Here is a 19,201-nt window from a genome sequence, read left to right as displayed (position 1 = left end):
ATTAATTTTTTAATATAAATCCACTCAAGTCTCCACCACCCCCGCCGTTTGTTGCTCTAGCGTTTGGTGCGCGAGGGCGAGGTATTCTTTGGATTGCATTTCCGAGAGGCGGCTGGCGGTACGGAAGAATTCGGATGCTTGCAAGCCAGCGACATAGACCTCTTCCACCGGCACATCGGCGGCGATGATGAGTTTGACGCGGTTGTCGTAAAACACGTCGACCAGCCATGTAAAGCGGCGCGCGAGATTGCTTTGTTCGGCGGTGAGTTTGGGCAAACCGGATAAAAACACCGTGTGATATTCCTGCGACAAGGCCAAGTAATCGGCTTGCCCACGGCCATCGCCACACAGCACGGCAAAATCAAACCAAATTGCACCACCAGCGCGGCGCCGTGCTTTCAGTTGGCGGCCTTCGATTTGAATATCGGTTTTTTCATCATGCGCGGTGGCCATTTTGCCAAATAGCTCGGTCAGTTCTTGCTCATTCTCGGCATTATTCGGGTACAAATAGGTGCGCGCAGCAGTGAGGGTGCGCAGGCGAAAATCTTGGCCACCATCAACGTTCAGCACATCGAGCTTGGCTTTGAGAAGTTCAATGGTCGGTAAAAAGCTCGCCCGATGTAGCCCATTGGGGTACAAGCCATCGGGTGGATAGTTCGAGGTCGTGACCAAGATCACGCCGCGACTAAATAATTGCTCCATTAAGCGCCCCAATATCATAGCGTCGGCAATGTCGGACACATGAAATTCGTCAAAACACAGCACGCGGCAAGATTTGGCCCATTGCTCGGCGACTTTGCCCAGCGGATCGTTTTGCCCTTGCTGGGCGCGTAAATCTTTATGAATTTGCTGCATAAAATGATGAAAATGCAGCCGCTTTTTGCGCTTAAACGGCAAACCAGCGTAAAACGCATCCATCAAAAAGCTTTTGCCACGCCCCACGCCGCCCCAAAAATACAGGCCACGCGGTAGCTCTGGCATCGGCAATAAACTTTTGCCAAACAGGCGATTGCGCTTTTGCTTAAACACCACCAAGGCTTGCCAAAGCGTTTCGAGGCGATCAATCGCGGCGGCTTGCGATTGGTCGCTAATAAACCCCTCTTGGCTGGCCAGTGATTGATACCAAGTGAGTGGACTAATGCCAACGGCGGGCGGCGCAATAACATGTTGTGACATACAAAAATCTCGTGGTGAAGCCAATCAATGCCAAAAACCAATCTAAAAAAAAACCCTGCAGCAAGTCGCAGGGCTTTTCGGTTTTTAATGCCTAATGAATTACAGTGCAGCAGCGTTGTTCGCAAGGTAATCGGCAACGCCATCGGCCGATGCCGTCATGCCTTTTTTGCCTTTGTTCCAGCCTGCTGGGCAAACTTCGCCGTGTTCTTCAGTAAATTGCAAGGCATCCACCACGCGCAACATTTCGTCGATGTCACGACCCAATGGCAGGTTATTGATCACTTGGTGCTGAACCACGCCGGCTTTGTCGATCAAGAATGAACCGCGCAAGGCCACGCCCGCATCAGCCAATTCAACGTCGTAGGCTTTGCAAATTTCGTGTTTTACGTCAGCCACCAAGGTGTAACCCACTGGGCCAATACCGCCTTTATTTACTGGGGTATTGCGCCATGCAGAATGCGAGAATTGGCTGTCGATTGAAATACCAATTACTTCTACATTGCGTGCTTTAAATTCAGCCAAACGATGGTCAAAAGCGATTAATTCTGACGGGCATACGAAGGTGAAATCCAGTGGATAAAAGAAAATCACTGCATACTTGCCAGCAGTGGCTGCTTTCAAATTGTAGTTTTCAACGATTTCGCCCGAGCCCAACACAGCGGCGGCGGTAAAATCAGGGGCTTGCTTCGCAACGAGTACAGACATGTAATGCTCCTAGCGGAATTAAATCGTAAGGGTTGAACAGCTAGCTTAAATATCGGGGCATGCCGAGTCAATTCAAGGCTAGTGGTGTGAATTTTACTGATTATTTCGTATTCCTGCCCAACACCCAGCAAGGCGCAGGCTTTGCTTGCCAATTTTCTTACAGCTTGCCATCATAGGCAAACTGACACATTCATCATAAAGGCTTGCAATGATCGGCTTAAAACTCACTCATATTGCGACTGGCTTTTTACTCTTTGCCGCAAGTTTATCAGGGTTTGCCAATGAGAAAACCATTACGATTCTGACACAACAAGATGTGTTTAATGACTACCAACATTTTATTGCCGGCCGTGACCCGATTTCACTCACTCAGTATGGTGGCTCAGGCTCGCGCCGTGATGTCGTCGAGCTAGTCTTAGTGCAGCAGGCACTAAAAGCCGGTGGCAATACTTATCCGGTTAAAATCGTGAAGGTCGACAATACCAGCGATTCATATAGCCGCTTTATTAAAGAAATCACCTCAGGCACGGCGACCATGGGCGGCAATAGCGCTTGGTTTATCGACTTAAAACAAATTAACGACAAAGTGTTTATTAGCGAGCCCAGCATTCGCCAAGGCGAATTTGAGGCCGGGCTTTATACCACCGCCGACAATGCCGATGCGCGTCTCTCGAAAACGCTACCACAAATTCAAGCGCTCACCGCCGTCGTCGCCGAAAGCTGGTTGCCCGATGTCGCAACGCTTGAGGGCATTAAATTTAAGCATGTATTAAAGACCCAAAGCTGGGATTCAATGGTCGGCATGCTGGGCAAAAAACGCGCCGATGTATTACTTGCACCGTTTCAACCAACGGCCGATTTTTCAATGGAAGCCGGTGGGCGTAAATTAGTACCGATTGCCAATGTGAAGGTAGGCCTACAAGGCAGCCGACATTTCTTTGTGAGCAAAGCCTCACCGATTGGCAAAGAGGTCGCTCAATCGCTCAATCTAGGCTTAGCTAAACTCAGAGAGCAAGGCACGATCGAAAAAGTGTATCGTGACTCTGGTTTTTTCAACCCAGCCACTCGCAATTGGAATCGACTCAATTAAAACGACGGCTTAACACCCAATATGCGGAATCTTATTCAATTTATCCCCACAAACTCATCGAACGTCGCCAACCAGCTTAGCAATTTAGCCACAGTCAAACTTGGATCGCAGCTCACTTTAATTGACGGGTTTAAACTAGGCGACAGGCCGCAGTCGGCCAATTGCGGACATTTAAGTTTTTTCCAATGCTGAGCATGACCTAATTTTGACGCTATGAATGTCTTGAGGAGGTAGCCCTTAGATTTAGAATAGGTGTAGTAATACGATGTCTCTTGTAAATGTTAGAAATGCGAAAATAACTGATGCCAACGCTATTCAAGTCCTTTATCAAGAACTGGTAAACAACCCCGCAGTATCGGTATTACCTGAGCGTATTGCCGAAATAGAAAAAAATGTGAATTCGTCGCTTTTTGTTGGTGAAAAAGATGGTGAAGTAGTCGGAACCGTTCTTGTATCTTTATGCTTAGATGTTATGTTCGGATATCAGCCATTTGCTGTTGTAGAAAACATCATAGTTACTGCTAGTTGCCGTGGCTTAGGGGTAGGCACTGAATTAATGCGTGCGGTTGAGCAATATTCCAACTCTGCACATTGTTCAAAGATTATGCTTCTTAGTTCAGCAGAAAGAGTGGAAGCCCATGATTTTTTTGAGAATGTTGGGTTTATTGGCTCATCAAAGAAAGGATTCGTTAAATACCGTAGGCACTTCACCGTTTGAAAAATAATTGCCTTGAGGTCTGCAATGGGTCGGGTGCAGTAGCTCAAGTCGGCCAGTAACGGACTGTTATTTTGTTCGTATCGCCTTAGAAAGTATCCTTAATTCAAACGATTACGTGCCAAATTATGAAAAAGTTGCTATGTAAATTTTTAGTTGGCTCTGCAAAAATACTTTTAGCGGTTGCTGTGCTTGCACTTGCATATCTATTTTTTTTGAATAGGGACATCAGGAGAGTTGATGGTTTTTGCAGTGAAATGAAAGCAGGACTGGATGTAAATAAAGTGCATGTAATTGCTGAAAAATATGACGTTGGTTTTTCTAGTGTTCGTGACCCCGATTCAGTAAAAACCCAAAGTTTAGGGGTTAAGCTTGATGACCGAGAAAATACATGGTTTTTTGCTGTTGCAGCGCCCATGACAATGGGTGAGCATGCGTGCGGCATTTACCACAACAATCAAGTAGTGCTATCAGTCAGCCCATCGCGTAGATAGCCTTTATTCTCAAATAGCTTCTGAGAGGCAGCATTGGGTCGGGTGCAGCCGCTCAACCCACTGGATCAATGCGTGAGCGTGGGTGGCGGCATCAAATAGGAACGAGTGGATCAATTAATAAGAATCCGCACAATAGACCTCGCACCGTCATCGTCCGTGCCCAACACAAGCGATGATGCGCTAGTTGCCAGCAAACCGAAGAACACCCTCAGTTCAATGATTCAGGCTTTGCTGCCATCCGCCATCAGCACCTATCTATATAGGTATTGCCTTGCGCCCATTTAAATAAATAGCGCAGCGAGCAATACCCATTAGCCACCGTTGTTACACCAAGGGCGCGGGTTCACCAAAGTAATAGCCCTGCGCAAAATCGACGCCAATCGTTGCCAATTGCGCCAAAATCTCTTCGGTTTCGACAAATTCGGCGATGGTTTTACAGCCCAAACTATGCGCAATATCATTAACGGCAATCACCATTTGCCGGCACACCCGATCATCCACAATATCGGTCACTAAACTGCCATCGATTTTTAAGTAATCCACGGGCAAAGTTTTGAGGTAATTAAACGATGAAAAACCACTACCAAAATCATCTAAGGCAAACATACAGCCACGCGCACGCAAGGTTTCAATAAACTGCGTCGATTCTTTTAAATTCGAAATCGCCGCCGTTTCGGTAATTTCAAAACAAACAAACGTTGGCGACACACCGGTTAAATCCAGTTGCTGCAAAATAAATGCCAAGGTTTTTTTATTTAATGATTTGCCGGATAAATTAATCGCCAACTGCGGTGATGCGCGCCCATCCAATTTGCACTGCGCCAAGTATTTCAAGCTGTGCTCCACCACCCAGCAATCAATTAACGCCATCATATCGTAGCGCTCGGCAGCGGGAATAAAAGCCCCCGGCGGAATAATTCGGCCATTGGCATCGACTAAACGCAATAAAATTTCATAATGCGGCAGCTGATGCAATTCTCGATCAAATGGCTCAATTTTTTGGTAATACAATTGAAAGCGATTTTGCTCGATCGCTTCTTTTAAGGTGGCGAGTAATTGCAATTCATTATGCCGCTCTTGCAATTCAGTATCATCCTGACTGTACCAACTTAAGCGATTGCGGCCGGCGTCTTTCGCGGCAAAACAGGCGATATCGGCTTGGCTCATCGCTTCTTGTGCACTCACGCAATGCGCGTCAATCATCACCAAACCAATACTGACCGTCACGCCGTGGGGCCGTCCTTGCCAGACAAAGCGAAATTGCGCCAAGGCATGCAAAATACGCTCAGCCAAACTTTGCGCCTGTGGGATTTGGTCGCCAGAAATCAAAATCCCGAATTCATCCCCGCCCAAGCGCCCCAACAAGCTGTTTTCCACGCTCATTAAGCTTTGCAATAAATTAGTCACCAAGCGCAATAATTCATCGCCTGCCAAATGCCCACAGGTGTCGTTGACTAATTTAAATTGATCCAAATCGAGCAGCATTAATATGTGTTGCTGATTCGATTCGGTCGCTAGCTGATGCGCCGCGATCAAGGCCCGTTCAAAACCACGTCGATTGGTGAGGCCCGTCAGGTAATCATGGTCGGCTTGATAGGCGAGCTTGGCGGTCAGCGCTTGCGATTCAGTCACATCGTGCAGCACCAGCACCATGCCTTCAACCTGACCATCCGGATCATTAATTGGTGCTACCGCATATTCAACAACAAATCGCTCGCCACGACGATTGGCCAAGGCCACCGTTTGCCGCGCAATGGCTTTATTGCGCTCGCGGGCATGCAACAACACGGCAAAAAAATCATCTACTTTTAAATCCCCGCCCTGACAAACAACGTGGCTCACACACAGATCTCGCGCCTCGATTTGCGACCAAGCGAGCAGGCGTTCTGCGGCAGGATTCAGTAATTTAACTTTAAAATCTGGCGTGGTGGTTAAAATGGCATCGGTAATAGAAATCAGCGTCACATCGGCCAATTCTTTTTCTACATATAAAGCGCGCTGCGCTTCTTCTCTTTGCTTGACGCCATGCTGCAGATTGATCCGCATTTGATTAAACGCGTGGACTAATGATTGCAGCTCATCATTTTCTGCGCGGCGCGCCAACTGGAGCGGCGCAGCCAATAAATTGTAATTTAACTGACCAGTGTATTGCGCAATATGGCTTAAGTGGCGGGCAATTAAGCGATGATACAAAATCAAAAAGCATAGACCGGCCGCGCCCATGCCAAAACCTTCGAGCAGCAGTAAACGCAAAAATTGATCAAGCAACTGGGTTTTAAACCCTTTCAGCGAGACAGTTAGGCTCAATTGCCCCAGATTGACGTGCTGATTGGTCAGCGGATGCAAATAGGCAATTGGAAAGGTTTCGGTGAGCGTGTTTTCTGCGCCTTGAATGTCAACGCCAGAGGCATAAATTTGCCCGTCATTTTCAACCAATTGCACATAGTCAATCACTCGAGTTTGCCGCAGTGAATTGAGCTGACTGTGCACTGCCTCGGTATTAACTAGCCATAAATTACTCGCCAATTGCGAGACGGCGCTATGCCCTAAAGTTCGCAAATCAGCCCGAGCTTTTAATAGCCCACGGTTGTATTCAACCTGCAGTAAAACCAAGGTGAGCGAGACGGTCACGACCAAGCCAGCAGCAAACACCGACCATGCCAAACGCCATGCCAAACGATTGCCTGCGTACCAAGCGGTTAAACGGGAAAACAAAGAGGGCTTCACACCGAGGATTTCCAAATCACAAGCGCTCGAGGATAAACGCGTAGTCGTTTAGAAACAACAAAAACCGCAAGGAATATTAGGAAATGCTACGATTGACTAGAAATCAACAAGCTGATTAGCTGGCTGTAAAAATTGCGCAAGAAAAACGGGGGAAATAAGTAGAAATGGTGCGCCCGGAGCGATTCGAACGCCCGACCCTCTGGTTCGTAGCCAGATACTCTATCCAACTGAGCTACGGGCGCACTGGCATAAATCAAAGGCTGATTCATGCAAAGAGGCGTGATAATACAGCCCCTATTTGTGATCGTCAAGCCCATTTCGCCAATTAATCGGCTTATAATGCGCCAGTCAAATCCACTACAGAGACGGCCAACATGCAATTTGAACATCTCATCCAAATTAATGACCTAACACAAATGCTCACGCCACTACTCACTCGGCAACAACTGTGGCAAGGGCTGGTCTATCGTGCGGAATCGCCAATGGCGTTTATGGATCACGTCGATGAAGTCACTCTGCTTGAGCGCGGCCCAGACTGGGTGCAACGTAAAATGGTGATGGGCAAACTCACTGTGACCGATAAAATTCAATACGAGCGAGAAACTCGGGTGCATTATCACACCGAAGCCAGCGCTGAGCATGGTGGCGGACAGATGATCATGAAAATTGAAGAGCCTAGCCCAGAAGCGCTATTTGTTCGCTTTACCTATATCACGCCACACCCAGATTCTCCCGATCCTGAAACGGCGCATTATCTTGAGTTTCTTAAATCAGCATGGCGCGAAACCGATATTGATACCGTTCGCAAAATCCGTGAGCTCGCCGCATCAGGTCAATTGGGCTAAATCACCTAACACCGAGTAGCCAAAAAGATTACACTCAAAGGCTTTCTTCGCTTTTTGGCACTCGGCATGCAACTCGGCATTATTTACACCCTGCTGGCCTTTTTGATTTGGGGTTTATTTCCGCTTTATTTTAAAGCGCTGCATGGCATCGCTCCAGAAGAGATCGTATTGCACCGCTTTATTTGGTCGCTGGTCTTTTTAAGCGCAGTACTGCTCATCAAGCAACGCTGGGCATGGCTCAAGCCAGCACTCAAACAACCCAAACTCATTGGCGTTTTTGTCTTAAGCGCCGTCTTACTCGCTAGCAACTGGTATACCTATATCTGGGCCGTCAATACTGGGCGCGTGGTTGATGCCAGCCTAGGGTATTTTATTAATCCTTTGATTAATGTGTTGCTTGGTGTGATTTTTTTGCACGAACGACTGCGCCCTGCCCAATGGCTGGCCATTGCCATTGCCGCTACAGGCGTCGCTTGGCTTACGTGGCAAGCCGGTCATTTGCCGTGGATTGCGCTGATCTTAGCGTGCACCTTCGCCCTATATGGTTTACTGCGCAAAACAGCCCAACTTGGCGCACTTGAGGGCTTGTCGCTAGAAACCTTGGTGTTATTTCCCATCGCGCTGGCCGCCATGCTGTATTTACTCTCTACCGGGCAAAGTGATTTCGTTCATGCCCCCATCTCGACACAAGCGCTGGTGTTGTTGGCCGGCCCGATTACCGCCATTCCACTACTCTTGTTTGCCGCAGGCGCCAGAAAGATCCCACTGTCTTTGGTCGGGATTTTGCAATACACCGGTCCAACGCTACAGCTCTTAATCGGCGTGTTTGTTTTTCATGAAGCGTTTGGCGCGGCTCGAGCAATCGGCTTTGGCTTAATTTGGCTGGCCTTAGCGGTGTATGCCATGGATGGCTGGCGCAGTTATCGCGCAAATAGTAAATAATTATACCAATCAGCTATTTATTGATACGTTACAAATCCTATATCATTGCGCCCCTGTATAAAGCAGCTCTAATTGACAATTTATAGGAATATGCAAGATGACGGCCCCAACACTATTTGCCGAGAAAGACCTTACTGCCAACCCTGCGCCATTGGGCCTTATGGGTTTTGGCATGACGACTGTGCTACTGAACCTGCACAATCTGGGCTTGTTTGGCAATAGCGCCATGATTTTAGCCATGGGCATTTTTTATGGCGGCCTAGCGCAATTGATCGCCGGCGTCTTGGAATGGAAAAAAGGCAATACTTTCGGCACCACCGCATTTACTTCATACGGCTGCTTCTGGCTGTCTTTAGTTGGTTTGTTGGTACTGCCTGAAATGGGCCTAGCCGAAGCGGCGACCAGCTCTGCCATGGGTGCTTATTTATTAATGTGGGGTATTTTCACTGCATTCTTGTTTATCGGCACGCTCAAAATGGACAAAGCGTCTCAATTCATTTTTGGCTCTCTAACCCTTTTATTTGCTTTACTCGCAATCAGCGATTTCAGCGAATCAGCAACGATTAAACAAATCGCCGGTTTTGTTGGTTTACTGTGCGGCGCATCGGCTATTTACACAGCCATGGCACAAGTACTCAACGAAGTGTACGGCAAAACGATTTTCTGCCTTGGCGGCAAAAGCCACTAATCAGGCTTAAATAAAGACCTGATAAATAAAAAGCCATTCAGCGATTGAATGGCTTTTTTATTCGCTCATCGTTATTGAGCATGCTTTTTGTGTGAATTTGTTCAAAGCCAAAAGTAATCTAGTGCATTGTCGCTCAATGCATAAGCATGAAACACTCACGCCTATTGACCACTTGGAGTTGACGACATGTCTTTCAGAACCAAAGCCCTACTCTCCTTATTGTTGCTGGTAGCGACTTCAGCTTGGGCAGCTAGCCCATGGCGCGAAGGTCGCCATTACCACCAAGGTGAGATTGTTCGCTATCAAGGCCAAACCTATGAAGCGCGCCAAGGCCATAAAGCTGAGCGCGGCGCCAATTGGAATCCGGAAGCCGCGGCCTCACTGTGGGCGCCGCTTGAACGACGTAACAACAGTCGTTTTGGCTGGCAAGAAGGCAAGTACTACAGCAAAGGCCAGATCGTTAATTATCAAGGTCGCAGCTATCGTGTTCGCCAAGGCCACCAATCAGAGCGCGGTGCAAACTGGAACCCAGCTGCCGCCCCGTCGCTGTGGGAAGCATTAGATGGCAATGTGAATTGGCGCTAATTAATTGATGCTAATTTCGCCTCGCAATAAAAAAGCGCATCAATCGATGCGCTTTTTTTATTTACTCAACAATACGCAGCTTAATGCAGTTTTAATGACGGGCGTGCAACTCGGCGCAACTTATCCCCGACCCACAATAAACCGGTCAACACCCAGCCATGCACCGCCGCTTGGTGCATCCGGTACAGCGAAGCGTAAATCAATTTTGCGCCACGGCCTTCCACATAATAATTGCGCTTCGGCCCAACAATCGACGCCAAACTGCCCACTGCCGTATGTTTACCCAAAGACACCATCATGCCTTGCGGTTTAAATACAAACGGCAATACCTCACGCCCCGTCAACTGCTGCCAAATCGCCTCAGCCAACCATTCTGCCTGCTGATGCGCTACCTGCGCCGTCGCCGGCAAAATCACACCATCATCATTAGGCGAGCATGACGCGCAATCCCCAATGGCGTAGATGTGCTTATCCGTTAGTGTTTGCAAAGTCGCAGTCACTTCAATTTGATTTAAACGATTGGTTTTTAATCCCAAAGTCGTCAACCAGTCTGCGCCTTTCACGCCAGCAACCCAAACTCGAATATCGCTGTCAATTTTGCGGCCATCAGCCAAGACAAAACCTTGCTCGGTCACTTCGACCACGCGGCTATTATTGGCCACTAAAATGCCGCGTTCCGCCAAAGATTCGGTCGCGTATTCTGAAAGAGACTCCGGCGCACCCGCCAAAATCCGATTCATGCCTTCGATAATGGTGATTTCTAGCTGTGCTGGGCTCAATTCTGCGCCGTAAATATGCATTTCACGGATGGTATGATCGATTTCCGCCGCCAACTCAACACCTGTCGGCCCGCCACCCACAATCCCGATATTGAGTTTACGTACTGAATTTCCTGAAATCCCGACAGCAAAAGAGAGATCGAGGATTTTTTTACGCAGTTGTTCGGCTTCAACGGGGTTATTCAAAAACATGCAGTGTTCTTTCGCGCCCGGCGTGGCAAAATCATTGGCAATCGCCCCAAGCGCCAACACCAAAGTGTCGTAGGCAATTTCACGCGGCGCGGCGATTTCTTTTCCATCTTGATCCAAGACAGCGGCCACTTGAATCACTTTACGCTCACGATCAACACCGGCCATCCAGCCAAATTCAAATTGATAATGATTACGCCATGCATGACCAAAATAATTGACTTCGTCTTCACCGGTATTGAGTGCACCAGTCGCCACTTCGTGCAATAACGGTTTCCAGATATGCGTTGCTGAGCCATCAACCAACACCACTTTAGCGCGTTTGGCCGAGCCCAAAGTGCGTCCTAATTTAGTGGCTAACTCTAAACCACCGGCTCCGCCGCCAACAACGACGATACGATGCAACTTTGTGCTCATAAAAGGCTCTCCAAATGACGTGCCGCAAGGCGAATTAATTTGTCTTGAGTATACCTTGAGCTTGAAATAGATTGTAATTTTAATACGTAATAATAGCCAATATGAACAACAAAAAATTACATCGTCATTTTACTGGGGAGTGTAAATAACGAGGTCTAGCCAGCCAATTCATATCAATAAACACGCAGCAGCTAATTAAAATAAATCTAAAGTAATTCAGCACGCGGGGCCAATACCCGCTCCAACAATGATTTCACCATCGCCGGCTCAAAAGGCTTATCACAAATCCCCGACACGCCAGCCTGTTCAACCGCGGCTAAACGGCCATAATCGGTTTCAGAAGAGACCATTAAAATCGGCAATTGGCTTTGCCAACTCTGAGTACGCACATACTCAATTAATGCCTGACCATCCATTTCGGGCATATTGAAATCAGTGATTAACAAATCAAAAGCACTGTCTTCTAGTAAGATTTTGCCCTCCCTGCCGTTCTCTGCTTCAGTAATATTACGAATACCCAGATTTTCTAATACTTTTCGCATGTAATTTCGCGCCGCGCGTGAATCATCCACCAATAACACGCGAATATATTCCAACTCAATTTCATGCTCTTCAAGCGAATGATCAATCGTTAAATAATCCAATGTCATCATTAACGCGTTATTTAAATGCTCATTACTAAATGGCTTAGGCAATATTGCACAAGCGCCCAGCTGTCGCACCGGCTCGAGCACCTGAGGCCGCATTTCACTTGAAATCAAAATAAACGCAAGATCTTGCGTTTCAGCCCGATCTCGCAAATGCGTCAGCAATTGAACACCGGTCATATCCGACAAATACAAAGCACTTAAAATCAAATTAGGTGAATGTGTCGTCATCGGCTGTAGCAATTCAAGGGCTGCGCTGGCGGTTTCAACCCAACGCACATTGACGATGCCCAACTCGAGTAAGCGCGCCTCCATGACCTTACCTTGAACCGCCGACGGCTCAATGACTAAAGCACGCAAATCACTAGGTACATAGAAAGAACTCATTTGGGCCACCCAATTAAGATATTCTTTCTTTATAGCGAATTTTTTACAATCTCAGCAAGAAATACAGCGCCAATTCAAAGTAGTTTATGTAAGCGCAACTCTATTTTTAGATAGGCATACAACACCGCAGCCATCACCAAACCCGCCACACCAAACATCGCCTCCATCAGCAGCATCGCCAATAATAATTCCCATGCCTTGGCACGAATTTGAGTGCCAATAATTTGTGCATTTAAAAAGTATTCACTTTTATGAATCAAAACCAAAAAAACCAGCGAGGCAATCGCGATCGACAACGATTGCGAAAAACTAACCGTTACAATAATCGCATTAGAGAATAAATTCCCCACAATAGGCAGCAAACCCAATATAAAGGTCAACACCAACATCGTTTTAACAAATGGCAAATGGGCACCAACGGCAGGCAAAATCAGCAGCAAATACACACTCGCCAACGCTGTATTAATTAACGAAATTTTTAATTGCGCCAACATCACCGCACGAAATGCGGCGGTAAACCCTTGTACTCGAATCAGCAGTGCTTGGCTCAACACGCCTAATCGATCACACCGATTGACCTCGCTCAACGCCACAATACCGCCAATCACCGCTCCCACGATAAGATGCGCCAACAACAAACCCAGCTCTTTGCCCGTTGCTTGCAGTTGCGCAATGTGATGCTGCAATAAACTCACTACTGCGGCCTGAATACCCGTTGGACTACTTGGCCAGTCATAGCTCAACCATAAAGGTAAAACACCTTTTGCCTCGCCAATGATTTGCGCCATTTCATCGAGTAATGCAAGCAAGCCATGCTCAGACTTCATGATGGACAAGATCGCCAATACCAAAACAAATAGCGCCAAAACCACCCAGCTCGACATCAACACCAACACCAGCCAACGGCTCCACACCTTTGATAGCATGCTAAAAGTCAGCCGAGTTAAAGATTGGATGAGTAAAAAAACCAGCATCCCAGCCAATAATGCCGGCACAAGGTGCAAGAAAAAAACCAATAGCAGTAAACTCGCCACAATACCCAGCGACGCTAAATTTACGCCAGAACGAGGATGAGGCCACTGGGTCGGCGTTGTCGGAGACGGTTTTACGCGAAATAAAGACATCAGAACCACCTTACAATAAAGCGGGGTATTGCTATCCAAGCATTATATTTATTAACCCAGATAGCAATACCCAATTAATCCGAGCAAAGCGCTCACCGTTTCGGCAAACTGAATCCAACCAAGCCAAGCATGCCGTTCAATTTAACTGAATAACTTACTCAAGTCTTTTTGCTTTTCAATAAAACTTCACTCGACTACGATGCATAAAGACCAATCCAGCAGGAATACCGCAGAATGCCAACAACCAAAGTACTCGCCCTTAGTGGTAGCTTACGCGCCAAATCGAGCAATAAAGGCTTACTCCGCTACGCACAGGCCAATGCGCCACAAGGCATGCAAATTGAAATCGCCGATTTAACTGACATCCCTTTTTATAATGCCGACATCACCGAGCAACCTGCTGCGGTTAAAACACTACTCGCGCAATTTGCCACGGCAGATGCTTTTTTGTTTGCCGGCCCTGAATACAATTATTCAATTTCTCCGGCACTAAAAAACGCCATCGACTGGGCTTCACGCGCGCCAGACAACGCACTACTTGGTGGCAAAGCAGCCGCCGTCATGGGCTCTGGTGGCGGCATGGGTACTTCACGTGCCCAATATCATTTACGCCAAGTCTTTGTCTTTACCGACATCCACCCCATTAACAAACCCGAAGTGTTTGCCAACGCGTTTGCTGGGCAATTTGACGCCGATGGCAATTTAACCGACGAACGAATTCAAGATGGCGTAAAACAGTTATTAGCCGCACTCGCAACTTGGTCGCTACAACTACGAAAATAGCATTGAGCGCCAAAGCGACCAAGATCCAAACATCAGCAATAAAATAGTCGCCATAAAAAAACACCCTCGATTTCTCGAGGGTGTTTGCTTTTATACGGACCACCAATCAATCTTATTTATCGGTTAAAGCATCAACGCCTGGTAGCGCCTTGCCTTCCAAGAATTCAAGTGATGCGCCACCACCAGTTGAAACATGGCTAACTTGATCTTCAAGACCGGCTTTTTCAACCGCAGCCACTGAATCACCACCGCCGACAATGGTAATTGCGCCATTGGCTGTTGCTTCAACTAAAGCATGTGCAATCGCGAATGTACCGACAGCCGAAGCATCGATCTCAAACACACCCATCGGGCCATTCCACAATACCGTTTTAGCTGATTTAATAATTTCAGCATATTGTGCGCAAGAAGCCGAACCGATATCCACGCCTTCTTGATCAGCAGGAATCGCAGTCGATGCCACTTCAACCAAACCATCTAAAGTACGTGCATCAAAATTTAACGCGCGTGTCACCATGGTGTCGCTTGGCAATACCAACTTATCACCTGCTTGGGCGATTAAATCACGCGCCAAATCAACTTTGTCGTTCTCACACAATGATTTACCAATCTCGTAGCCTTGCGCTTTCAAGAAGGTAAACGCCATACCGCCGCCAATGATCAATTTATCTACTTTTGGCAACAAGGCTTGAATCACGTCGATTTTGCCGGAGATTTTCGAACCACCAATAATCGCCACCAAAGGACGAACTGGCTTGTTGACCGCTTCACCCAAGAAATCGAGTTCTTTTTTCAGCAAGTAGCCTGCAGCACGTGGCAGATCAACACCCACCATTGAAGAGTGCGCGCGGTGAGCGGTACCAAATGCGTCATTCACAAACACATCGCCCAATTTAGTCAAGCTAGCGCGAAATGCTGCCACTTGCGCAGGATCAGCCTTAACTGAATTGCCATCAGCGTCTTTAGCCTTGCCTTCTTCTTCGATATGGAAACGTACATTTTCCAGCAAGATCACTTGACCTGGCTGAACCGCAGCACAAGCTGCTTCCACTTCTGCGCCGACACAATCGTTCAAAAATTGTACTGGGCTACCGAGCAATTCAGTTAAACGCGCAGCAACGGGTGCCAAGCTGTATTTTTCTACTTTCTGTCCATTTGGGCGACCCAAATGCGACATCAAAATCACTGAAGCACCTTGCGCTAAGGCATAACGAATCGTTGGCAATGCGGCACGAATGCGTTTGTCACTTTCAACCACACCATTTTTAACTGGCACGTTAAAGTCAACACGGATCAGAACACGTTTGCCTGCAAGATCGAGGTCTTCAATAAATAACTTAGCCATACACAGTTCTCCAATTAAGAGCGGGTGAATTATATCAAGTGCCGATTGTAGCAAGAACCAGCGCCAAAAACGTTGTCGATTCTCAGTTTATCTGCATACAACATGGGAAATACTACGTATTAATACTAGATTTTCTCTACCAGCAAAAGCAAACCGACCCAAATAACTTACTTTTTAGCGCCACCGAACTGCCATTCGAGCAAATTGTAAGCGACGGGCAGCGCCCAAAGCCTTAGAATAGCGACGCTTACAAAGGAACTATCATGACAATGAAGAAATTTGAATTAGAAAAACGCAAAGCTGAAAAGCTACATAATGATCTAGGCGCAGCCAATGCGCCGGCTCGTTTTGGCCAAGCAGCTGCAACAGTGCTCGACAAGAAAGAGCAGCGCAAACAAGATCAAGCCAAAGGTTTGGTACCGTTTGCCTGCAAACTCAATAAAGATCTCGTACAAGAGCTACACACCCGTTGCTCAGAACGTGAAATGACGCTTAATGATTTGGTGGCTGAGTTGATTCAAACCGGCCTCGCTAAATAATGCAACGCACCATTTTTGATACGCCCATCATTCGTGATGTTATGCCAAGGCTATCAAAATGGTTGCTCAAACGATTAGGGTGGCGCCTAAAAGGTGACTTTCCTGCGCTGGATAAATACGTACTGATCGCGGCACCTCATACCAGCAACTGGGATTTCCCCATCGGGCTGGCGTTGTGCTTTATTGCACGGCAAAAAGTCTACTGGATGGGCAAACATACTTTGTTTGTCGGTCCACTCGGGCCTTTAGCGCGTTGGTTAGGTGGTATTTCTGTAGATCGACGCAAGTCCAATTCTTTAGTTGAACAAATTGCCGATGTTTACCAACGCAGTGAACGCCTTATTATTGCGATTCCGCCGGAAGGAACACGGCAAAAGGTCAATCGCTGGAAAACCGGATTTTACTATATTGCACTGAAGGCCAACGTACCCATCGTACTGGGGTATATTGACTTCAAAGAAAAAACCGGTGGGTGTGGCATGGTTTTTTATCCAACAGGTGATATTGACGCCGATATGCAGGTGATTCAGCATTTTTATCAAGGCATCAGTGGAAAAAACCCGCAATACCAATAAGATGTAGACGTAAAAAAACCCAGCAAGCTGGGTTTTTTTCTACATCAACAAACCAAGTAATTAAACTGGTTGAATGTTAGATGCTTGCTTGCCTTTAGGACCAGTAGTAACGTCAAACGAAACTTTTTGGCCTTCAGCTAAAGTTTTGAAACCTTTAGAGTTGATTTGTGAGAAGTGAGCAAACAAATCTTCGCCGCCTTCATCAGGAGTGATGAAACCGAAGCCTTTAGAATCGTTGAACCACTTAACTGTACCTTGAGCCATTTTGTATTTCCCTAAAAATAAAATAAATATAAAGCACGAAAATCAAGGGAAATGAAGCACTGCGGTACGGCAAGGCCACTACATCACACACATCCACTACTTGAAGATCCTGCAGCTCGTATCTTCGCTGAGCGCGCCGCTGCTGGCAAGCATTATTTGAAGTTTTCCGATAAAAAGGCTGGTTTAAGTCAATATTTACTGAAAATCCTAATGCAATTAGGCGCGCGCACCTTGATTTTCCTGCATATCTACTAGCATTGCCTTTAATTTCTCAAGCTCTAGCTCCAAATTAGCCACTCGTGCCACAAGATCTAATTGCGGCACATCCGCCTGTACCAAAGACGGCGCCCCTGCCAATAAATGACACCAACGACACTCCCTCGCCCCTGCTTGTTTTGGCATTTGCAACACCAATGCAGCAGATGGCCGCGAAGCTAACTCTTCTAAAAAGCCTTCAACCGCAGAAATATCAGCAAACCGATGCAAGCGCTCACAATTAAGACGCAATTCACCCGCGGTTTGCGGCCCGCGTAGCATAAGCACAGCCAATAGCGCGACCGATTGACTCGGAATACGCAATACCTTAGCCAAGGCCTGCTCATAGCGCAGCACACGCCCCCCACTCACCTCTGCAACCCAACCATGCTCGCGCAACTGATCAAGCGCCACAAGCAGCTCAGCTTCTGTCGCTTCAATCACCGGATCACGACTCGATTTTTGATTACATGCCGCGAGCAAGGCATTCAAAGTTAAAGGATATGAATCCGGTACTGTATGTTGTTTTTCAATTAAAGCGCCCAGTATCCGTATTTCTAACTGATTTAATTCATTGACTTCAGCCATCAAACGAGCTCCTTGCGAAATAAACACATTATCTTCGCTTCATGCTCAAATCAAAACTATAAATACAGCATGATTTATAAAATAAGCACAAAATCAGTACCAACAGCTCAATCTAATTAGATGTTTATCTTTCATAAGCGAGATCGCGCGCAGATATCATTTATGCCCGCACAGCGCTAATTGGAAAAACACCTCAATCTCATCGCACTGATTTCAACAAAGGCAAGGTCACGCAATGGAAATCCAAGGGCTACAAAATCCACAAGTTATCGATTGGAATGCATTTGTCGATTTTCGTGATGGGCTAATCGACTCTGCACCGCAAATCGAAAGCTTACTCGCCGAACTCAAGAAAACCCCGGACGACCTAAGTCGTATTACGCAGTTATTTCGTTTATTTCATAATATCAAAGGCGATGCAGGACTCTGTCGTCTGCCGTTTGTTATTCCCTTGATTCATGGCGTTGAAACCATTTTGTCGCGGATGCGCAGCAATGAATTGGCCTTTAGCGATTTACTGGCCGAGGTCATCTTACTGACCCTAGATCGACTAGAACAAACCATTGAACTACTTGGAGACCATGAATCTGCTGCGGCATTAGCGCTACCAACATTAGCGCTAGGCCTAGAGGGTTTATCTCAGCAAGGCGCAGACAGCATTGATGCTAGCGCTATACGTCTGATTGAAACCGTTACGGGCTTTCGACCGGGATTAAGCAAGCTGCCACAAAGAGACGCCAGCAATGCCGCACGGAATAATGCAGAACGCCACGAAGACCTAAATTTCTTTCATCAACTCGCGCTGCAATTAGAAACGCGCTCACCTTTGTTTACCGGGCGTACTGCAAGAAATCTTGAGTTGGCGCTTGAAACCAACCGTGCGGCAGGATGCCGAGTTAACCCCATACAATTAGAGGCCGCCATTTATTTACACGACATTGGCATGATGTTTTTGCCAGAAAACTACTGGTTAAAAATTGAATCACTTGACGAGTCTGCACGCCAAAAAATCAATTTACATCCAGCGTGGGGAGCTGGGCTAACCGCCAGAATGGTCGGCTGGCAAGACGCTGCGCAAATGATTATTCAACACCATGAAAAACCCAATGGCAGCGGCTACCCCAACCAACTGATGCACTCTGAAATATGTGACGGCGCTAAAATTCTAGCCATTGTTGATGCGTTTGATGCCATTTTGTTGCGCCACAGCCATCGCGGCCAACAACGCTCAATCTTGCGAGCGATCGCTGAAATCAACGCTTCTGATCGACAATTTTCTGCCGAATGGATTGCGCCTTTTAATCAGGTCATACGCCAAATGCTGGAAAACAAATAACATTTG

20 protein-coding genes and 1 tRNA gene are annotated in these 19,201 nt (G+C 47.0%); 11 read left to right on the top strand and 10 right to left on the bottom strand.

The window, feature by feature from the left end; genetic code table 11:
* Nucleotides 1-24: 24 nt before the first annotated feature.
* Together zapE and HQN60_RS11115 are read right to left on the bottom strand one after the other, a co-directional pair.
* The gene (gene zapE, locus HQN60_RS11120; protein WP_173533711.1) at nucleotides 25-1,176 is read right to left on the bottom strand and encodes a cell division protein ZapE; all 1,152 of its coding nucleotides are present in this window, start codon (nucleotides 1,174-1,176) and stop codon (nucleotides 25-27) included.
* 99 nt (nucleotides 1,177-1,275) lie between these two features.
* Complete coding sequence (locus HQN60_RS11115; RefSeq protein WP_173533710.1) at nucleotides 1,276-1,881, bottom strand: peroxiredoxin; 606 nt, start codon at nucleotides 1,879-1,881, stop codon at nucleotides 1,276-1,278.
* Between the two features lie 208 nt (nucleotides 1,882-2,089).
* On the opposite strand from HQN60_RS11115, the gene HQN60_RS11110 reads away from it, so the two are divergent.
* The 3 genes from HQN60_RS11110 (at nucleotide 2,090) to HQN60_RS11100 (ending at nucleotide 4,180) form a co-directional block, all read left to right on the top strand.
* Entirely contained in the window at nucleotides 2,090-2,971 is an 882-nt protein-coding gene (locus tag HQN60_RS11110; protein ID WP_173533709.1) for a type 2 periplasmic-binding domain-containing protein, read from the top strand.
* Between the two features lie 265 nt (nucleotides 2,972-3,236).
* Entirely contained in the window at nucleotides 3,237-3,689 is a 453-nt protein-coding gene (locus HQN60_RS11105) for a GNAT family N-acetyltransferase (RefSeq protein ID WP_173533708.1), read from the top strand.
* 125 nt (nucleotides 3,690-3,814) lie between these two features.
* Nucleotides 3,815-4,180, top strand: a complete 366-nt coding sequence (locus tag HQN60_RS11100; protein WP_173533707.1) for a hypothetical protein — start codon at nucleotides 3,815-3,817, stop codon at nucleotides 4,178-4,180.
* 324 nt (nucleotides 4,181-4,504) lie between these two features.
* On the opposite strand, the gene HQN60_RS11095 is transcribed toward HQN60_RS11100, so the two are convergent.
* Nucleotides 4,505-6,907 carry an EAL domain-containing protein gene (locus tag HQN60_RS11095; RefSeq protein WP_173533706.1) on the bottom strand — a complete coding sequence of 801 codons (2,403 nt, stop codon included), beginning with the start codon at nucleotides 6,905-6,907 and terminating at the stop codon, nucleotides 4,505-4,507.
* 165 nt (nucleotides 6,908-7,072) lie between these two features.
* Nucleotides 7,073-7,149: transfer RNA gene (locus HQN60_RS11090), tRNA-Arg, on the bottom strand.
* Nucleotides 7,150-7,281: 132 nt separating this feature from the next.
* On the opposite strand from HQN60_RS11090, the gene HQN60_RS11085 reads away from it, so the two are divergent.
* The 4 genes from HQN60_RS11085 to HQN60_RS11070 all read left to right on the top strand — a co-directional run bounded on the left by HQN60_RS11085 (nucleotide 7,282) and on the right by HQN60_RS11070 (nucleotide 9,967).
* Nucleotides 7,282-7,752 carry an SRPBCC family protein gene (locus tag HQN60_RS11085; protein ID WP_173533705.1) on the top strand — a complete coding sequence of 157 codons (471 nt, stop codon included), beginning with the start codon at nucleotides 7,282-7,284 and terminating at the stop codon, nucleotides 7,750-7,752.
* Between the two features lie 66 nt (nucleotides 7,753-7,818).
* The gene (gene rarD, locus HQN60_RS11080) at nucleotides 7,819-8,694 is read left to right on the top strand and encodes an EamA family transporter RarD (protein WP_173533704.1); all 876 of its coding nucleotides are present in this window, start codon (nucleotides 7,819-7,821) and stop codon (nucleotides 8,692-8,694) included.
* A gap of 97 nt (nucleotides 8,695-8,791) precedes the next feature.
* A complete protein-coding gene (locus HQN60_RS11075; protein ID WP_173533703.1) occupies nucleotides 8,792-9,382 on the top strand; it encodes an acetate uptake transporter in 591 nt (196 codons plus the stop codon).
* Nucleotides 9,383-9,568: 186 nt separating this feature from the next.
* Complete coding sequence (locus HQN60_RS11070; RefSeq protein ID WP_173533702.1) at nucleotides 9,569-9,967, top strand: carbohydrate-binding protein; 399 nt, start codon at nucleotides 9,569-9,571, stop codon at nucleotides 9,965-9,967.
* An 80-nt stretch (nucleotides 9,968-10,047) separates the two neighbouring features.
* On the opposite strand, the gene HQN60_RS11065 is transcribed toward HQN60_RS11070, so the two are convergent.
* The 3 genes from HQN60_RS11065 to HQN60_RS11055 all read right to left on the bottom strand — a co-directional run bounded on the left by HQN60_RS11065 (nucleotide 10,048) and on the right by HQN60_RS11055 (nucleotide 13,510).
* Complete coding sequence (locus HQN60_RS11065; RefSeq protein WP_173533701.1) at nucleotides 10,048-11,352, bottom strand: NAD(P)/FAD-dependent oxidoreductase; 1,305 nt, start codon at nucleotides 11,350-11,352, stop codon at nucleotides 10,048-10,050.
* 206 nt (nucleotides 11,353-11,558) lie between these two features.
* Complete coding sequence (locus HQN60_RS11060; RefSeq protein WP_173533700.1) at nucleotides 11,559-12,386, bottom strand: response regulator; 828 nt, start codon at nucleotides 12,384-12,386, stop codon at nucleotides 11,559-11,561.
* Nucleotides 12,387-12,460: 74 nt separating this feature from the next.
* Nucleotides 12,461-13,510 carry an AI-2E family transporter gene (locus HQN60_RS11055; RefSeq protein WP_173533699.1) on the bottom strand — a complete coding sequence of 350 codons (1,050 nt, stop codon included), beginning with the start codon at nucleotides 13,508-13,510 and terminating at the stop codon, nucleotides 12,461-12,463.
* Between the two features lie 234 nt (nucleotides 13,511-13,744).
* On the opposite strand from HQN60_RS11055, the gene HQN60_RS11050 reads away from it, so the two are divergent.
* On the top strand, nucleotides 13,745-14,293 hold the full coding sequence (locus tag HQN60_RS11050) for an NADPH-dependent FMN reductase (protein ID WP_173533698.1): 549 nt from the start codon (nucleotides 13,745-13,747) through the stop codon (nucleotides 14,291-14,293).
* 112 nt (nucleotides 14,294-14,405) lie between these two features.
* On the opposite strand, the gene HQN60_RS11045 is transcribed toward HQN60_RS11050, so the two are convergent.
* Complete coding sequence (locus HQN60_RS11045) at nucleotides 14,406-15,638, bottom strand: phosphoglycerate kinase (RefSeq protein WP_173533697.1); 1,233 nt, start codon at nucleotides 15,636-15,638, stop codon at nucleotides 14,406-14,408.
* A gap of 263 nt (nucleotides 15,639-15,901) precedes the next feature.
* Between HQN60_RS11045 and HQN60_RS11040 the strand changes: the two genes are divergently transcribed.
* Together HQN60_RS11040 and HQN60_RS11035 are read left to right on the top strand one after the other, a co-directional pair.
* Entirely contained in the window at nucleotides 15,902-16,177 is a 276-nt protein-coding gene (locus tag HQN60_RS11040; RefSeq protein ID WP_173533696.1) for a hypothetical protein, read from the top strand.
* Entirely contained in the window at nucleotides 16,177-16,752 is a 576-nt protein-coding gene (locus HQN60_RS11035) for a lysophospholipid acyltransferase family protein (RefSeq protein ID WP_173533695.1), read from the top strand. Before HQN60_RS11040 ends, HQN60_RS11035 begins: the two co-directional genes overlap by 1 nt.
* A 60-nt stretch (nucleotides 16,753-16,812) precedes the next feature.
* Here HQN60_RS11035 and HQN60_RS11030 read toward each other — a convergent pair whose 3' ends face one another.
* Nucleotides 16,813-17,016: a cold-shock protein gene (locus HQN60_RS11030; protein WP_173533694.1), complete on the bottom strand. Its 204-nt coding sequence runs from the start codon at nucleotides 17,014-17,016 to the stop codon at nucleotides 16,813-16,815.
* 216 nt (nucleotides 17,017-17,232) lie between these two features.
* Nucleotides 17,233-17,859, bottom strand: a complete 627-nt coding sequence (locus HQN60_RS11025) for a YceH family protein (RefSeq protein WP_173533693.1) — start codon at nucleotides 17,857-17,859, stop codon at nucleotides 17,233-17,235.
* 235 nt (nucleotides 17,860-18,094) lie between these two features.
* Between HQN60_RS11025 and HQN60_RS11020 the strand changes: the two genes are divergently transcribed.
* Nucleotides 18,095-19,195: an HD domain-containing phosphohydrolase gene (locus tag HQN60_RS11020; RefSeq protein ID WP_173533692.1), complete on the top strand. Its 1,101-nt coding sequence runs from the start codon at nucleotides 18,095-18,097 to the stop codon at nucleotides 19,193-19,195.
* Nucleotides 19,196-19,201 lie beyond the last annotated feature (6 nt).

Origin of the sequence: Deefgea piscis, from assembly GCF_013284055.1 — a bacterium.
Lineage (GTDB): Bacteria > Pseudomonadota > Gammaproteobacteria > Burkholderiales > Chitinibacteraceae > Deefgea > Deefgea piscis.
The sequence above is the reverse complement of the archived record's forward strand: the minus strand, read 5'-3'. Positions and strand labels throughout refer to the sequence as shown.

Excerpts from the sequence above, each read along its gene's own strand:
- HQN60_RS11040 (WP_173533696.1), top strand. The coding sequence starts at position 15,902 with ATGACAATGAAGAAATTTGAATTAGAAAAACGCAAAGCTGAAAAGCTA.
- HQN60_RS11115 (WP_173533710.1), bottom strand. The coding sequence starts at position 1,881 with ATGTCTGTACTCGTTGCGAAGCAAGCCCCTGATTTTACCGCCGCCGCT.
- HQN60_RS11070 (WP_173533702.1), top strand. The coding sequence starts at position 9,569 with ATGTCTTTCAGAACCAAAGCCCTACTCTCCTTATTGTTGCTGGTAGCG.
- HQN60_RS11045 (WP_173533697.1), bottom strand. The coding sequence starts at position 15,638 with ATGGCTAAGTTATTTATTGAAGACCTCGATCTTGCAGGCAAACGTGTT.
- rarD (WP_173533704.1), top strand. The coding sequence starts at position 7,819 with ATGCAACTCGGCATTATTTACACCCTGCTGGCCTTTTTGATTTGGGGT.
- HQN60_RS11100 (WP_173533707.1), top strand. The coding sequence starts at position 3,815 with ATGAAAAAGTTGCTATGTAAATTTTTAGTTGGCTCTGCAAAAATACTT.
- zapE (WP_173533711.1), bottom strand. The coding sequence starts at position 1,176 with ATGTCACAACATGTTATTGCGCCGCCCGCCGTTGGCATTAGTCCACTC.
- HQN60_RS11085 (WP_173533705.1), top strand. The coding sequence starts at position 7,282 with ATGCAATTTGAACATCTCATCCAAATTAATGACCTAACACAAATGCTC.
- HQN60_RS11050 (WP_173533698.1), top strand. The coding sequence starts at position 13,745 with ATGCCAACAACCAAAGTACTCGCCCTTAGTGGTAGCTTACGCGCCAAA.
- HQN60_RS11035 (WP_173533695.1), top strand. The coding sequence starts at position 16,177 with ATGCAACGCACCATTTTTGATACGCCCATCATTCGTGATGTTATGCCA.
- HQN60_RS11025 (WP_173533693.1), bottom strand. The coding sequence starts at position 17,859 with ATGGCTGAAGTCAATGAATTAAATCAGTTAGAAATACGGATACTGGGC.
- HQN60_RS11110 (WP_173533709.1), top strand. The coding sequence starts at position 2,090 with ATGATCGGCTTAAAACTCACTCATATTGCGACTGGCTTTTTACTCTTT.
- HQN60_RS11065 (WP_173533701.1), bottom strand. The coding sequence starts at position 11,352 with ATGAGCACAAAGTTGCATCGTATCGTCGTTGTTGGCGGCGGAGCCGGT.
- HQN60_RS11060 (WP_173533700.1), bottom strand. The coding sequence starts at position 12,386 with ATGAGTTCTTTCTATGTACCTAGTGATTTGCGTGCTTTAGTCATTGAG.
- HQN60_RS11075 (WP_173533703.1), top strand. The coding sequence starts at position 8,792 with ATGACGGCCCCAACACTATTTGCCGAGAAAGACCTTACTGCCAACCCT.
- HQN60_RS11055 (WP_173533699.1), bottom strand. The coding sequence starts at position 13,510 with ATGTCTTTATTTCGCGTAAAACCGTCTCCGACAACGCCGACCCAGTGG.
- HQN60_RS11020 (WP_173533692.1), top strand. The coding sequence starts at position 18,095 with ATGGAAATCCAAGGGCTACAAAATCCACAAGTTATCGATTGGAATGCA.
- HQN60_RS11030 (WP_173533694.1), bottom strand. The coding sequence starts at position 17,016 with ATGGCTCAAGGTACAGTTAAGTGGTTCAACGATTCTAAAGGCTTCGGT.
- HQN60_RS11105 (WP_173533708.1), top strand. The coding sequence starts at position 3,237 with ATGTCTCTTGTAAATGTTAGAAATGCGAAAATAACTGATGCCAACGCT.